Genomic DNA, 12,440 nt, shown 5'->3' with positions numbered 1-12,440 from the left:
CGGGGGTGTACACCCCCGGTCCGACGACCGCCGGGGGCCGCCGGAATACGATCGCGACCATGTCCACCTCAGACCAGGAGCCGCGGCCCGCCGGGGCGGCCCGTCCGGGAGGGGGCCGGGAGCCGTCCGGCGGGCCGCGGCTCGGGCGCCTGCGGCCGGACGGCTGGGTGGTGCTCGCCTGGTACGTCGGGCTGCTGTTCACCTTCCTGCTGCGGATGCGGCTGCCCGGCGAGAACCAGCCCTCCACGTTCACCCCGGTCCAGTTCTACCGCTGGGACGGCCTCCTCACGCTGGCGCTCGCCACGGCACTGACCCTGCGCGGCGCCCGCCGCATGGACGCGCGGCCCCTGCACGGCCTCGGCCTGCTGCTGGCGGCCGCGGTCCTGGGCACGTTGCCCCTCGCGGTGGCCCACATCCCGATGGCGCAGTTCCTCGCGGCGATCGTCGCGGTGTACTTCGTCGCGGCGGCGGGCCCCTACCGGACCGGCCTCGCCGCGCTGGCCCTGGCGCTCGGCGTGCTCTTCGGACACCTGGCGGTACGGGTGCTCGTGGGGTGGGAGGCGGGCACGACGCTCGCCCTGCCGCTCGCGCTGTCGGCGGTCGTGGCGTGGGCGCTGGGCCGTACGGCCCAGCAGTCGCGCGTGTCCGCCGAGCAGACCCGCGCGCACCACGCGGAACAGGCCGTCACCGCCGAACGCCTGCGCATCGCGCGGGAGTTGCACGACATGGTCGCCCACAGCATCGGCATCATCGCGCTCCAGGCCGGCGCCGCGCGGCGGGTGATCGACACCCAGCCGGAGCGCGCCCGCGAGGCGCTCGCCGAGGTCGAGAACGCGGGCCGGGAGACCCTCTCCGGCCTGCGCCGCATGCTGGGCGCGCTGCGCGAGGCGGACGGCGACGCGGCGGCGCAGGGCGTCGCGGACATCGAGCCGCTGGCCGCCGCGACGACGGCGGCGGGGGTGCGGGTGGCGGTGGAGTGGACGGGCGCGCGCCGCCCGGTGCCGCCGGAGACGGAGCTGGCGGTGTTCCGCGTGGTCCAGGAGTCGGTCACCAACGTGGTGCGGCACGCGGCGGTGGGGGAGTGCCGGGTGACGATCGGGTACGGGGCGGAGTCACTGGAGGTGGCGGTGGTCAACGGGGGTACGGGGAGCGGAGGCCGGGACGGCGCCCGTGTGACCGCGACCGGGAGCGGCTACGGCTACGGCCTGGCCGGGATGCGGGAGCGCGTCACGCTGCTGCACGGGCGGTTCGCGGCGGGCCCGGAACCGGACGGGGGCTTCGCGGTGCGGGCGAGCTTTCCGCTGCCGCCGTCCCCGTCGGCGGCAGGTGTGGACGGCGCGCGCCCCGGAGAGGTGGTGGCGCGCGCCGCGAACGAGGAGTGAGAGGTCGAGGTCCGTGCCTCAGCGGGTCACGACTCGTCGTCGATCCACAGCTCCCACTTGGTGCTGGTGATCTTCCGGCACTCCCAGTAGCTGTAGACGCCGTTCACGGCGTCGCTCTCACAGGCGGCCCTGCTCCGGTAGGTGCCCACCTTGACCATGCTCTGGACCGTCGCGTCGACGCCGCTGCCGACGGAGGCGGCCGAGGCGGAGGCGGCCGATGGGGCGGACGCGGACGGGGCGGCGGGCGCGGCCTGTGCCGTCGCGGCGAAGCCGCCCGTGAGCAGGGCCGCGGCAAGTGCGGTGCCGACGAGGGACGTTCGGGTACGCATGGATCCTCCCGGGAATCGTGGGGTGCCGGAGCGGTCGGCGCCCATCCTCGGCAGGACGCGGGGCCCGGTACAACGAAGACGCGGCGTCCCGGACAGCCGTCCTCTGTCCGTGCGGGTCAGGCCGCTGTCCGAAGCTGTCCGACCTCGTCCTTAGGGTGCTGCCATGACATCCCCGACACGCGTCCTGCTGGTCGACGACCAGCCCCTGGTCCGAGCCGCCCTCCAGATGGTCATCACCGACACGGCCGACGTCGAGGTGGTCGGCGAGGCCGGCAGCGGGGACGAGGCGGTGCTGCTCGCCGCCGAACTCGCGCCGGACGTGGTCGTGATGGACATCCGCATGCCGGGCACGGACGGCATCGAGGCCACCCGGCGGATCACCGGGGCCCACCCCGAGGTCCGCGTCGTCGTCCTCACCACCTTCGACGACGACGACCACGTGTACGGCGCGCTGCGCGCGGGCGCCTCCGGCTTCCTCGTCAAGGACATGGCGCTCGACGACATCCTGCACGCGGTCCGCACGGTCGCGGCGGGCGACGGGCTGCTCGCGCCGAGCGTCACGGGCCGCCTGATCAAGGACTTCGCCAACGGCCGTGCGGGCAGGGCGGACCGGGACGGGCCGACCGGGATCACCGGGCGCGAGCGCGAGGTGCTGACGCTGGTGGGCCGGGGCCTCACCAACACCGAGATCGCCGTCGAGCTGACCATCAGCGTCGCCACGGCCAAGACCTACGTGACGCGGCTGCTCGCGAAGCTGGGCGCGCGGGACCGGGTGCAGCTGGTGATCATCGCGTACGAGGCGGGCCTGGTGGCCGTGGGGCCGTAGGGCCGTAGGGCCCGGGGCGGTGCTCGGCTACTCGTAGCGGTACTTGATGGAGTCCGCCTCGCGCTGCTCGATGTCCGCGATCGTCAGGGACGGGTCGCGCAGCTGGGCCAGGGTGACCTCGGCCGAGGTGGGCTGGGCGTCGGCGGTGAGCCACTCCTCGGGCTTCCAGGCCGAGGAGCGCAGCAGCGCCTTCGGGCAGTGCGGGTACACGGACTCGATCTCCACGACGAGCGCGCTGACCGGGCGCTTGCCCACGGGCGTGAGCCGGTCGAGGAGTTCGGGGCGGGCCGAGACGCAGGCGCGGCCGTTGACCCGCAGGGTGGTGGTGCGACCGGGTATGACGAAGAGCAGCCCGACGCGGCCGGTCTCCAGGACGTTCTGGAGCGTGTCGAGGCGCTTGTTGCCCGTGGCGTCCGGGATGGCGAGGGTGCGGTCGTCGAGGACGGCCACGAAGCCCGCCGGTCCGCCGCGCGGCGTCGCGTCGCAGTTGCCCCCGGTGTCGGCCGACGCGACGAAGACGAGCGAGGAGAGCCCGACCAGGCTGCGGGTCTGCTCGGTGAGGCGGTCCATCTCCTTGCGCCGGGCGGCGGCGCCGGGGTCGGGGTAGAGCGCGCGCAGGCGGCCGGTGTCGCGTATCGCGTCGGTGCGCAGCTCGTCGAAGAGGGACGTGGTCACGGCGGTGTCTGTCATGGACCGCACCATAGAACATGCCCCGTGAACATGCCCGGGGCCGTTCGGCCCCCGGTCCCGCACCTCAAATTCTTGACCGATCGTTCTCATCGTGGCTACGGTCTGAAGTGATCAACAGGCTGGAGGAGCTGAGGCTTTCCAACTCTTCCTTCCACATACTGAAACGCTCGGTCGAATTCATTGAGGGAAGGGACGGGGAAGAGTCATGGTGGAGCAGGTGCGCAAGGTGGCCGTACTGGGGACCGGGACCATCGGGGCGCCCGTCGCCCGCAACCTCCGGGGGCGCTTCGCGGTGAACGCCTGGAACAGGACGCCTTCGAGGGCCCTTGCCCTGGCGGCGGACGGCGTCGAGGTGTTCGACGACCCGGCCGCGGCGGTCGGCGGCGCGGACGTGGTCGTCACGGTCCTCAAGGACGGCGCGGCCGTGCGCGAGGCGATGGAGGCGGCGGCGCCTGGCCTGGCCGACGGCGCGGTGTGGGTGCAGATCAGCACCGTGGGCGCGGAGGCGGTCGAGGGCCTGGCCGAGTTCGCCGACCGGCACGGCCTGGTCTTCTACGACGCGCCGGTGCTCGGTACGAAGCAGCCCGCAGAGAAGGGGCTGTTGACGGTGCTGGCGGCGGGGCCCGACGGCGGGGCCCGGGGCGCGGCGGACGCGGTGTTCGACGCGATCGGGGCCCGTACGGTGTGGGTCGCCGAGACCCCGGGCGCGGCGAGCCGCCTCAAACTCGCCCTGAACAGCTACGTCTTCGCGCTCACGCACGGCACGGCCGAGGCCCTCTCCCTGGCCCGCGCGCTGGGCGTGGACCCCGCGCTGGTGGTGGACGCGATCACCGGCGGCCCGCTGGACAGCGGCTACTTCCAGGGCAAGTCGGCGGCGGTGCTCGCCGGGGAGTACGAGCCCAGCTTCACGGTGGACAACGCGGCGAAGGACGCCCGGCTCGTGGTGGAGGCGGCGCGGGCTGCGGGCGTGCACGCGGACCTCGCGGAGGCGGGCCTGCGCCGCTTCGAGCGGGCGGGGGAGCGGGGCCACGGCGGCAAGGACATGGCGGCGTCGTACCTGGCGGAGTGAGGCGGGCCCGGCCTACGGGCGGGGGAAGCGGGCCCGCATCGCGGTGACACAGGTGTCGCGCGAGGTGGGCCCGCCGAACCGCAGCCGGTCGTACGCGGTGAACTCCGGCATCAGCAGGTCGAGTTCGTCGATCCGCGCGTGCAGCCGCGCCGCCCACCGCGCCGAACCGGCGTCCGGCTCGGCCTCCGCGCCGCCGATCTCCGCCGTCAGGTGCTCCTTGCGCCGGATGGCGGCGGGCGTCACCGAGCGCAGGCACACGTACTGCCCGCTGAGGTACGCGTCCCACTCCGCCCTCCCGGTGGCCGGATCGTCCCAGTGGGCGACGAACCACGCTTCGAGCCGGTCCGTGCCGCCCGCCCCGTCCGCGAGCGCGAACAGATCGGCCGGCACCATCTCGGCGCCGTCGGAGCGCAGGTACCCGGGAAGCGGCAGCCGCCGCCCCAGCATCAGCCGGCGGACCTCGTCGCTCTCGCGCCCGTGGGCCGCGCACAGCTCCTCCAGGGCGACGAACTGCGCACTGACGTACGTATCGTCGGCTGCGGTCATCGGATGGTCGCCGTTGACCTCGCGGTACCGCTCGGCGATGCGCTGCTTCAGATCGGTATCCGACACGGGTCGGCCCTCCGGTTCCGTCGGCGCGGGCGTCTCCCGCACGGAACCCGGACGCTACCGCCGGAACTCTTCGGCACCGGCCGAAGAGTTCCGGCGGTAGTGGGGGCGCCTGGCACCCAGGTCAGGAGCGCAGCCGCTCCTCCAGCCGGACGGTCACGGAGTCCCCTTCCCCCTTGCCGATCGCTTTGCGCACCTCCGCCTTCACCGGCAGCTTGTGCGTGCCGTCCCCCAGGGCCATGAACGAACTCCGGAACGGATGTCCGTCGATCGTGCCCCGAACCTTCACCAGGCCGCGTGTGCCGAAGAATTCGGCGGAACCCGGCCATACGACATAGGTCCAGCCGCCCTTGTCCGGACTCTTCCGCAGGGTCGCGGTGAACTGCTCGTCCAACTCGTTCGTCGCGTCGCTCATCACATGCACCACCTGTTCGTTTCCCGGTCCGTACGAGATAGGACGGGCGCGGACGCGGAAACTCATCGCGGGACGGCACGGAAATCCGGTCCGGGAAAGCCCCCGCCCCGCCCTACTGCCCCGGCCCGGTCGAGTACGCCAGCGGAGGCGCGATCGCCTGGGCATCCGCCCCCTCGCCGACCCACAGCCCGATGAACAGCGCGGCCGTCGCCTCCAGGAGCCCCGCCCGGTCCAGGCCGCCGCCGGACACGGGCGTGCAGCCCGCGTCCCGTACCAACGCGTGCACGAGCCCCACGGCCGCCGCGTCGTCCCCGCACACCGGCACGGCCAGCGGGCGCCCGTCGAAGACGGGGGGAGCCATGCGCCACACGTCCTCGTGGCAGAGGTTGAACGCCTTCACCACGTGGGCCCCCGGCGCCGCGTCCGCCAGCAGCCGCGCGGCCGACGGGCCGCCGTCCGTCAGCAGGCGGAAGCCAGGACCGACCGGATTGGAGCAGTCGACCAGCGCCTTGCCCTCCAGGGCCGTGCGCAGCTCCCGTACGACGCCCGCGCCCGCGCCGAAGGGCAGCGCGGCCAGCACCACCTCGCCGGACCCGGCCGCCTCGCGCAGCCCGGCGGCCCGCGCACCGCCCCCGACGCGCGCCGCGAGCCGCTCGGCCCTGTGCGGGTCGCGCCCTCCGACGGTCACCTCGTGCCCGGCCCGCGCCCAGTGCGTGGCGAGCGCGTCGGCCATGTTGCCCGTACCCAGTACGCCGATCCGCATGAGTGTCCCCTTGTCTCCCTGCCGCAACCCTTCAACTTTCCGTACTGACGCTAGAGAGACGTTCGGGCACCATTTGGTACGTGCCCACCGATGTGTTCCTCGCCGACTGCCGCGCCCGCCTCGCCTTCGACCTGCTCTCCAACACCTGGAACGCCGTGGTGCTCTGGGCGCTGCGCGAGGGCCCCAGGCGCCCGGTCGAACTGCGCGAACAGATCGGGGGCATCAGCTCCAAGGTCCTCACCGAGACGCTGCGGCGGCTCCAGTTCAACGGCCTGGTCGCCCGGCACGACGCGCGCCCCGGGGTCTCCTACGAACTCACCGCGCTGGGCCGCACGTTGCTGGGCCCCATCGACGCGATCGGCGCGTGGGCCTTCGAGCACGGCGACGAGGTGGTGGCCGCGCAGGAGTCGGCGGAGGACACGGCGGGCACCGTGCGACGATGAGCCCTCAGGAGCGTGGACGACCACCGCCCGGGGTTCGCGGGTACGTTCCGCGTGTGCCCGATTGCTCGCGCAGTTCCCCGCGCCCCTAAAGGGGCGCACCTGTGCGGGACGTTGCTCCTCGCGAGGGCCGTGTCCTCCGGGACCGCCTCGGCTCCCCGGGGTGGGGGTCGGAGGGGTGCTCCCCGCAGGAGCACGAGCCAAGACCCGGGCTATCCAGGACTGAAGACGGCCACGGCTCGTGATCCGAGGAGTGCACCCTGGAGCGCCCCCGGCCCCCCGGGCAACCAACCCTTGACCGGGTCACCCCATCCACCCAGGGGCGCGGGGCTGTATCGATGTGCGGCTCCGCCGCGTGGGCGCAAAAGACGGCGCCCCCGGGCAACGGGACCCCAAGAGGACCTGGCGCCCCCGGGTAACCCCCTACCGCCCCCGCCGCACCGCCCTCCCCGCCAGCGTCCCCGTCCTCCGGCCCTCCTCCATCACGAAGTGGCCGTCGATCAGGACGTGGGGGATCCCCACCGGCAGTGTCCGGGGCGCCTCGAACGTCGAGCCCGCCGCGACCGTCCCGGGGTCGAACAGGACCAGGTCCGCCCGGTAGCCCTCGCGGACCAGCCCCCGGTCGGGGAGCCGCAGCCGGGCCGCGGGGCGGGACGTGAGGTGGGCGACCGTCTCCTCCAGGGACAGGACGCCGAGGTCACGGGCGTACCGCCCCAGGTACTGGGGGAACGTGCCGTACGCGCGCGGATGCGGCTTGTACCCCTGGAGGATCCCGTCGCTGCCCCCCGTGTGCACGGGGTGCTTCATGATCGCCCGGACGTTCTCCTCGTGCCCCACGTGCTGGAGGATCGTGGAGCCGAGCCGGTCCGCGACGAGCAGCCGCCGCGCCGTCACCCACGGCTCCTCCCCCCGCATCCGCGCCGACTGCGCGATCGTCTTGCCCACGCAGGACGCGAGGCCGGGGTCCGAGACGCCGGAGATCTCGATGGTGTCCCACTCGACGGGCACCCCGTGGCACCCGTCGGAGCCGGTCACCTCCAGGTCGTGGCGGATCCGCTCCGCCGTCTCCTCGTCCGCGAGCCGCGCGAGCACCGCGTCGGGCCCGCCCTCGCTCGCCCAGCTCGGCAGGACCGCGACCAGCGTCGTGCAGCCGGGGGTGTAGGGGTACGTGTCCAGGGTGATGTCCGAGCCGGACGCGAGCGCCGAGTCGAGCAGCGCCAGCAGCTCGGGCGCCCGCCCCTTGTTCACGCCGAAGTTCATCGTGGCGTGCGCGAGGTGCAGCGCGCAGCCCGCGCGCCGGGTGAGGTCGACCATCTCCTCGTACGCTTCGAGGGCCCCGGCCCCGTACGACCTGTGGTGCGGGCAGTAGTAGCCGTCGTACGCCGCGACCACCCGGCACAGCTCCGCGAGCTCCGCGTCGTCGGCGTACATCCCGGGGGTGTAGGTGAGCCCGGACGACATGCCGACCGCGCCTTGTTCCAGGCCCTCGGCGACGAGCCGCTTCATGTGTTCCAGCTCGGCGGCGCTCGCCGGGCGGTCCTCCCAGCCGACCGCGTGCATCCGCACCGTGCCCTGCGGCACGAGGTAGGCGGCGTTGACCGCGATGCCCTCTCCGCCGTGCGAGCGGTCGAGGCGGTCCAGGTACTCGCCGACCGTGCGCCAGTCGAAGTCGATGTCGGAGCCGTCGCCGTTCCAGCCGGTGATCTGCCGGCGGACCTCCGCGAGGGTGCGGTCGTCGACCGGGGCGTACGACAGGCCGTCCTGGCCCAGGACTTCGAGCGTCACGCCCTGCGCGGCCTTCGCGCTGTGGTCGGGGTCGCGCAGCAGCGCGAGGTCGGAGTGGGCGTGCATGTCGATGAAGCCGGGGGACAGGACGAGGCCTTCGGCGTCCAGCACGCGGGTCGCCGTGGGGCGTTGGCAGCCCGCGTCCGCGGCTTCCCTGACGATGTCGGTGATCCGGCCGCCGCTGACGCGGACGTCGGCGCGGTACGAGTCCGTGCCCGTGCCGTCCACGACGGTCGCGTCACGGATCACGAGGTCGACGGCGGGGTGCTTGCTCATGCGGGGCGGTTCCTTCCGGAGGGGCGAGGGGGAGTGCTCGGGGTCAGAAGAACGTGCGGACGTACTCCGTGACCGTGCCGTCCGCCTCCGTCAGCGGAATCAGCTGCCACTTGTCGAAGGACGTGCACGGGTGCGAGAGCCCGAGGCCCACCCAGTCGCCCACCTCCAGCTCGGCGCCCTCGTCCAGGGCCAGCCAGCCGTGCTGGTCGGAGAGGCCCGTGACGGTGATGCCGGTCGCGGGGCGCACCGCGCCGTCCCGCGCCGAGCGGACCACCTGCGCCTCGGGCAGGTCCAGGTCGTACGCCGCGTCCCGCTTGCCCGCGTTGACGAACGCCTGCCCGGGGGCCGGGCGCGAGACGACCTGCGCCCAGAGCCGGAAGGCGGGGTGCAGGGCGCCCTCTTCGGGGACGCGGTTGAAGGGCGTGAGGTGCTTGTAGTGGCCGTCGTCGTGCGAGACGTACGCGCCGGAGCGCAGCAACTTCAGTACGGGCACGGAGAGTTCGGGGATCTCGGCGAAGACCTCGGCCACCGCGTCGAACCACGCGGAGCCGCCCGCGCTCACCACGACCTCGTCGAGCCCGGCGAAGCGGCCCGCCTTGTCGAAGTCGACGGCCAGCGCGGTGAGCCGGCGCAGCCAGCCGGTGACCGTCGCGTGCGAGGCGTCCGGCACCTCGCCCTCGTACCCCGCGACCCCGACGAGCCGCAGCGCGCCGCTCGCCGCGACCGCGTCCGCGACCGCCGCGCACTCCTCCTCCGTACGGGCCCCGGTGCGCGCGCCCTCGCCCGCGCCCAGCTCCACCACCACGTCCACCGGGCGCGCCGCCCCGGCCAGCGCCTCGGTCATCAGCTCCACGCCGCGCACCGAGTCGACGTAGCAGACGAAGCGGAAGGCGGGGTCGGCGGCGAGTTCGCCCGCGAGCCACCGCAGGGCCGCCGCGTCGACCAGCTCGTTGGCGAGGAAGATCCGGTCGACGCCGAACTCCCGGCACACGCGGGCCTGGTGGGGCACGGCGACGGTGATTCCCCAGGCGCCCCGGTCGAGTTGGCGGCGGAAGAGGGCCGGGGCCATGGAGGTCTTGCCGTGCGGCGCGAAGGTCAGGCCGTGCCGGGCGGCGTACGTCTCCAGGAGCGCGAGGTTGTGCTCCAGGGAGGCCGCGTCCAGGGCGAGCACGGGGGTGGTGAAGCCGCCCGTGAAGAGGTTCCTGCGCTCGGCGGCCAGCTCGCCCACGGTGCGGCCCGCCGCGTCCGGGGGCAGCGCCTTGAAGCGGTGGTCCACGCGCTCGTCGGCCAGTCGCCCGGCAAGTCGCTCGTGTCGCTCGACGGCCATCGAAACCTCCTCAGGTTGCAACATGTGCAACACCCATTGCGTATATCGCTTACCGCTGTCTAACATCCGAGCCAACGCCGGGTCAACGGTACGAACCGGCGCTCCACCGCCCGCCAGACCAGGGAGCCGACCAGTGCCAGGAACCGAACCCGTCGACGTCGTCTGCCTGGGCGAGTCCATGGTGACGTTCCTGCCCTCGCGCCCGGGGCCGCTGGCGGACGTGCCCTCCTTCGGCCGCTCCATCGGCGGCGCCGAGTCCAACGTGGCGTGTGCCCTCGCCGGGGCCGGGCACCGGGTGCGCTGGGTCAGCCGGGTCGGCGCCGACGGCTTCGGCGACCACCTCCTGACGACGATCGCCGCGCACGGCGTCGACACCTCGCGCGTCGCCCGCGACCCGCACCGGCCCACCGGCGTGTACTTCCGCACCGCCGACGAGCGCGGCACCGACACCCACGAGGTCGTCTACTACCGCGCGGGCTCGGCCGCGTCCGCGATGTCCCCCGCGAACACGGACCCGGGCCCCGCCAGGGTGCTCCACCTCACCGGCATCACCGCCGCGCTCTCCCCGGACTGCCTGGCCCTGAGCCGCGCACTGCTCACCGGACGCGGCGCGGTGGAGCCGGGGTACGGCGCGGCGGAGCCGGGACGCGGCTCCGCGGGGCCGGGCGCCACAGCCGCGTACGGCACCCCGGGCACCCGTCGTGACCGCCCCGCCCTCGTCTCCTTCGACGTCAACCACCGCCCCGGCCTGTGGCACGGCGCCCCCGAGGGCCCCGCCGTCCTCCTGGAGCTGGCGCGCGGCGCCGACGTCGTCTTCGTCGGCGAGGACGAGGCCGCCGAGGCCTGGGACGTGCACGGCGCGGACGCGATCCGCGCGGCGCTCCCCGAGCCGGAGACCGTGATCGTCAAGCAGGGCGCCGCCGGCGCCACCGCGTACGAGAAGGGCGCCGACCCCGTCCACGTCCCCGGCCTGGCCGTCGACGTCGTCGCCCCCGTCGGCGCGGGCGACGCCTTCGCCGCCGGATACCTCTCCGGGACCCTGCGCGGCCTGCCCGTGCCCGACCGGGTGCGCCACGGACACCTCATGGCCGCCGCCGCCCTCACCGTCCCCGGCGACCTCGCCGCGCCGCCCGCCGGCGACCTCGCCGACCGGCTGACCGCACTCGACGCGGACGCCTGGGGGAGACTTCGACTCGGACCGGGCTGGACGGAAGCCGGGGACGCCACGGAGGTGCTTCACCCATGAGCCAGACTGTCGACCGCGCGCTGAGCATCCTGCCGCTGCTCGCCCAGGGCCCCGCCGACCTCGGCCAGGTCGCCGAGCGCCTCGGCGTACACAAGTCGACGGCCCTGCGCCTGCTGCGCACCCTGCACGAGCACGGCCTCGTCTACCGCCAGCAGGACCAGCGCTACCGCCTCGGCGCCCGGCTCTTCGCGCTCGCCCAGGAAGCCGTCGAGAACCTCGACGTCCGGGAGATCGCCCACCCCCACCTCGTGCGCCTCAACGAGGAGTGCGGGCACACCGTCCACCTCGCGGTGTACGAGGAGAAGGAGGTCCTCTACATCGACAAGGTCGAGAGCCGCTATCCCGTACGGATGTACTCCCGCATCGGGAAGCCCGTCGCGATCACCGTCGCGGCCGTCGCCAAGCTGCTCATCGGCGACCTCCCGGAGGCCGAGCGGCACACCGTCGCGCACTCGCTCGACTACCCCGCCTACACCCCGCGCTCCACGCCGAACGCCGCCGCCTTCCTCAAGGAGCTGGCGCTCGTGCGGGAACAGGGCTGGGCCACCGACCTCGGCGGCCACGAGGAGTCGATCAACTGCATCGGCGCGCCCGTCCGGGGGGCCGACGGGCGCGTCGTCGCCGCGATGTCGGTCTCCGCGCCGAACGTCGTCGTCACGGCCGAAGAACTCCTCACGATCCTCCCGCTGGTGCGCCGCACGGCGGAAGCCATCAGCCGGGACTACTCCGGCAACACCCCACCGAAGGAACGCAGCTCATGACCGAGAAGACCGCGATCACCCCCGCCACGCACACCGCCCCGCCCGCGAAGTTCTCGCACGGCGTGAAGAAGGGCAACATCCTCCAGGTCGCGGGCCAGGTCGGCTTCCTGCCCGCCGTCGAGGGCCAGGCCCCCACCGTGGCGGGCCCCACCCTGCGCGAGCAGACCCTCCAGACCTTCGCCAACGTCAAGGCGATCCTCGAAGAGGGCGGCGCGAGCTGGGACGACGTGATGATGATGCGCGTCTACCTGACCGACGTGGACCACTTCGCCGAGATGAACGAGATCTACAACGCGTACTTCGAGGAGCAGGGCCTGAAGGCCCCCGCGTCCGCGCGCACCACGGTCTACGTGGGCCTGCCCGCCGGGCTGCTCATCGAGATCGACGCGCTCGCCGTCCTCGGCTGACCGGCACCCTTCCGACTCTTCGAAGCGTCCGGCAGTACTGAAGACCGGCCCCGCACGGCTCCACTCCCCCGAGGGCCGTGCGGGGCCACCCTCCCCGACCACGGTTGATCCCCTG

At 73.7% G+C, this 12,440-nt stretch carries 14 protein-coding genes; 7 read left to right on the top strand and 7 right to left on the bottom strand.

Going from position 1 to position 12,440, the window contains the following annotated elements; all coding sequences use genetic code 11:
• The first annotated feature begins 59 nt into the window (after positions 1-59).
• Positions 60-1,382 carry a sensor histidine kinase gene (locus ACIBNE_RS20860; RefSeq protein WP_399273590.1) on the top strand — a complete coding sequence of 441 codons (1,323 nt, stop codon included), beginning with the start codon at positions 60-62 and terminating at the stop codon, positions 1,380-1,382.
• Between the two features lie 26 nt (positions 1,383-1,408).
• Here the strand turns inward: ACIBNE_RS20860 and ACIBNE_RS20855 are convergent, their stop codons facing one another.
• On the bottom strand, positions 1,409-1,711 hold the full coding sequence (locus ACIBNE_RS20855; RefSeq protein ID WP_399273588.1) for a hypothetical protein: 303 nt from the start codon (positions 1,709-1,711) through the stop codon (positions 1,409-1,411).
• 163 nt (positions 1,712-1,874) lie between these two features.
• On the opposite strand from ACIBNE_RS20855, the gene ACIBNE_RS20850 reads away from it, so the two are divergent.
• On the top strand, positions 1,875-2,537 hold the full coding sequence (locus ACIBNE_RS20850; RefSeq protein WP_399273587.1) for a response regulator: 663 nt from the start codon (positions 1,875-1,877) through the stop codon (positions 2,535-2,537).
• A gap of 27 nt (positions 2,538-2,564) precedes the next feature.
• On the opposite strand, the gene ACIBNE_RS20845 is transcribed toward ACIBNE_RS20850, so the two are convergent.
• Positions 2,565-3,227, bottom strand: a complete 663-nt coding sequence (locus ACIBNE_RS20845; RefSeq protein ID WP_399273585.1) for an MSMEG_1061 family FMN-dependent PPOX-type flavoprotein — start codon at positions 3,225-3,227, stop codon at positions 2,565-2,567.
• Positions 3,228-3,432: 205 nt separating this feature from the next.
• Here ACIBNE_RS20845 and ACIBNE_RS20840 point away from each other — a divergent pair, with 205 nt between their 5' ends.
• A complete protein-coding gene (locus tag ACIBNE_RS20840) occupies positions 3,433-4,296 on the top strand; it encodes an NAD(P)-dependent oxidoreductase (protein ID WP_399273583.1) in 864 nt (287 codons plus the stop codon).
• Between the two features lie 12 nt (positions 4,297-4,308).
• On the opposite strand, the gene ACIBNE_RS20835 is transcribed toward ACIBNE_RS20840, so the two are convergent.
• The 3 genes from ACIBNE_RS20835 to ACIBNE_RS20825 form a co-directional block, all read right to left on the bottom strand.
• Positions 4,309-4,908 (bottom strand): DUF6058 family natural product biosynthesis protein, encoded by a 600-nt coding sequence (locus tag ACIBNE_RS20835; RefSeq protein WP_399273582.1) that lies wholly within the window; start codon positions 4,906-4,908, stop codon positions 4,309-4,311.
• Between the two features lie 121 nt (positions 4,909-5,029).
• The gene (locus ACIBNE_RS20830; RefSeq protein WP_399273580.1) at positions 5,030-5,320 is read right to left on the bottom strand and encodes a DUF1905 domain-containing protein; all 291 of its coding nucleotides are present in this window, start codon (positions 5,318-5,320) and stop codon (positions 5,030-5,032) included.
• A gap of 112 nt (positions 5,321-5,432) precedes the next feature.
• The gene (locus ACIBNE_RS20825) at positions 5,433-6,083 is read right to left on the bottom strand and encodes an NADPH-dependent F420 reductase (RefSeq protein WP_399273578.1); all 651 of its coding nucleotides are present in this window, start codon (positions 6,081-6,083) and stop codon (positions 5,433-5,435) included.
• An 80-nt stretch (positions 6,084-6,163) separates the two neighbouring features.
• Here ACIBNE_RS20825 and ACIBNE_RS20820 point away from each other — a divergent pair, with 80 nt between their 5' ends.
• Positions 6,164-6,526, top strand: a complete 363-nt coding sequence (locus ACIBNE_RS20820) for a winged helix-turn-helix transcriptional regulator (protein WP_399273577.1) — start codon at positions 6,164-6,166, stop codon at positions 6,524-6,526.
• 420 nt (positions 6,527-6,946) lie between these two features.
• Here the strand turns inward: ACIBNE_RS20820 and ACIBNE_RS20815 are convergent, their stop codons facing one another.
• Entirely contained in the window at positions 6,947-8,584 is a 1,638-nt protein-coding gene (locus ACIBNE_RS20815) for an amidohydrolase family protein (RefSeq protein WP_399273575.1), read from the bottom strand.
• Positions 8,585-8,627: 43 nt separating this feature from the next.
• Entirely contained in the window at positions 8,628-9,911 is a 1,284-nt protein-coding gene (locus ACIBNE_RS20810; protein ID WP_399273573.1) for an amino acid deaminase, read from the bottom strand.
• A 133-nt stretch (positions 9,912-10,044) separates the two neighbouring features.
• On the opposite strand from ACIBNE_RS20810, the gene ACIBNE_RS20805 reads away from it, so the two are divergent.
• The 3 genes from ACIBNE_RS20805 to ACIBNE_RS20795 are packed head-to-tail and all read left to right on the top strand — an operon-like array spanning position 10,045 to position 12,325.
• Positions 10,045-11,157 carry a sugar kinase gene (locus ACIBNE_RS20805; protein WP_399273571.1) on the top strand — a complete coding sequence of 371 codons (1,113 nt, stop codon included), beginning with the start codon at positions 10,045-10,047 and terminating at the stop codon, positions 11,155-11,157.
• On the top strand, positions 11,154-11,918 hold the full coding sequence (locus ACIBNE_RS20800) for an IclR family transcriptional regulator (RefSeq protein ID WP_399273570.1): 765 nt from the start codon (positions 11,154-11,156) through the stop codon (positions 11,916-11,918). Before ACIBNE_RS20805 ends, ACIBNE_RS20800 begins: the two co-directional genes overlap by 4 nt.
• The gene (locus ACIBNE_RS20795; protein WP_399273568.1) at positions 11,915-12,325 is read left to right on the top strand and encodes a RidA family protein; all 411 of its coding nucleotides are present in this window, start codon (positions 11,915-11,917) and stop codon (positions 12,323-12,325) included. The genes ACIBNE_RS20800 and ACIBNE_RS20795 overlap by 4 nt, the downstream gene beginning before the upstream one ends.
• The last annotated feature ends 115 nt before the right edge of the window (positions 12,326-12,440 follow it).

The sequence above is a fragment of the Streptomyces sp. NPDC050504 genome (assembly GCF_044458065.1).
In the GTDB taxonomy this organism is placed as follows: Bacteria; Actinomycetota; Actinomycetes; order Streptomycetales; family Streptomycetaceae; genus Streptomyces.
The sequence above is the reverse complement of the archived record's forward strand: the minus strand, read 5'-3'. Positions and strand labels throughout refer to the sequence as shown.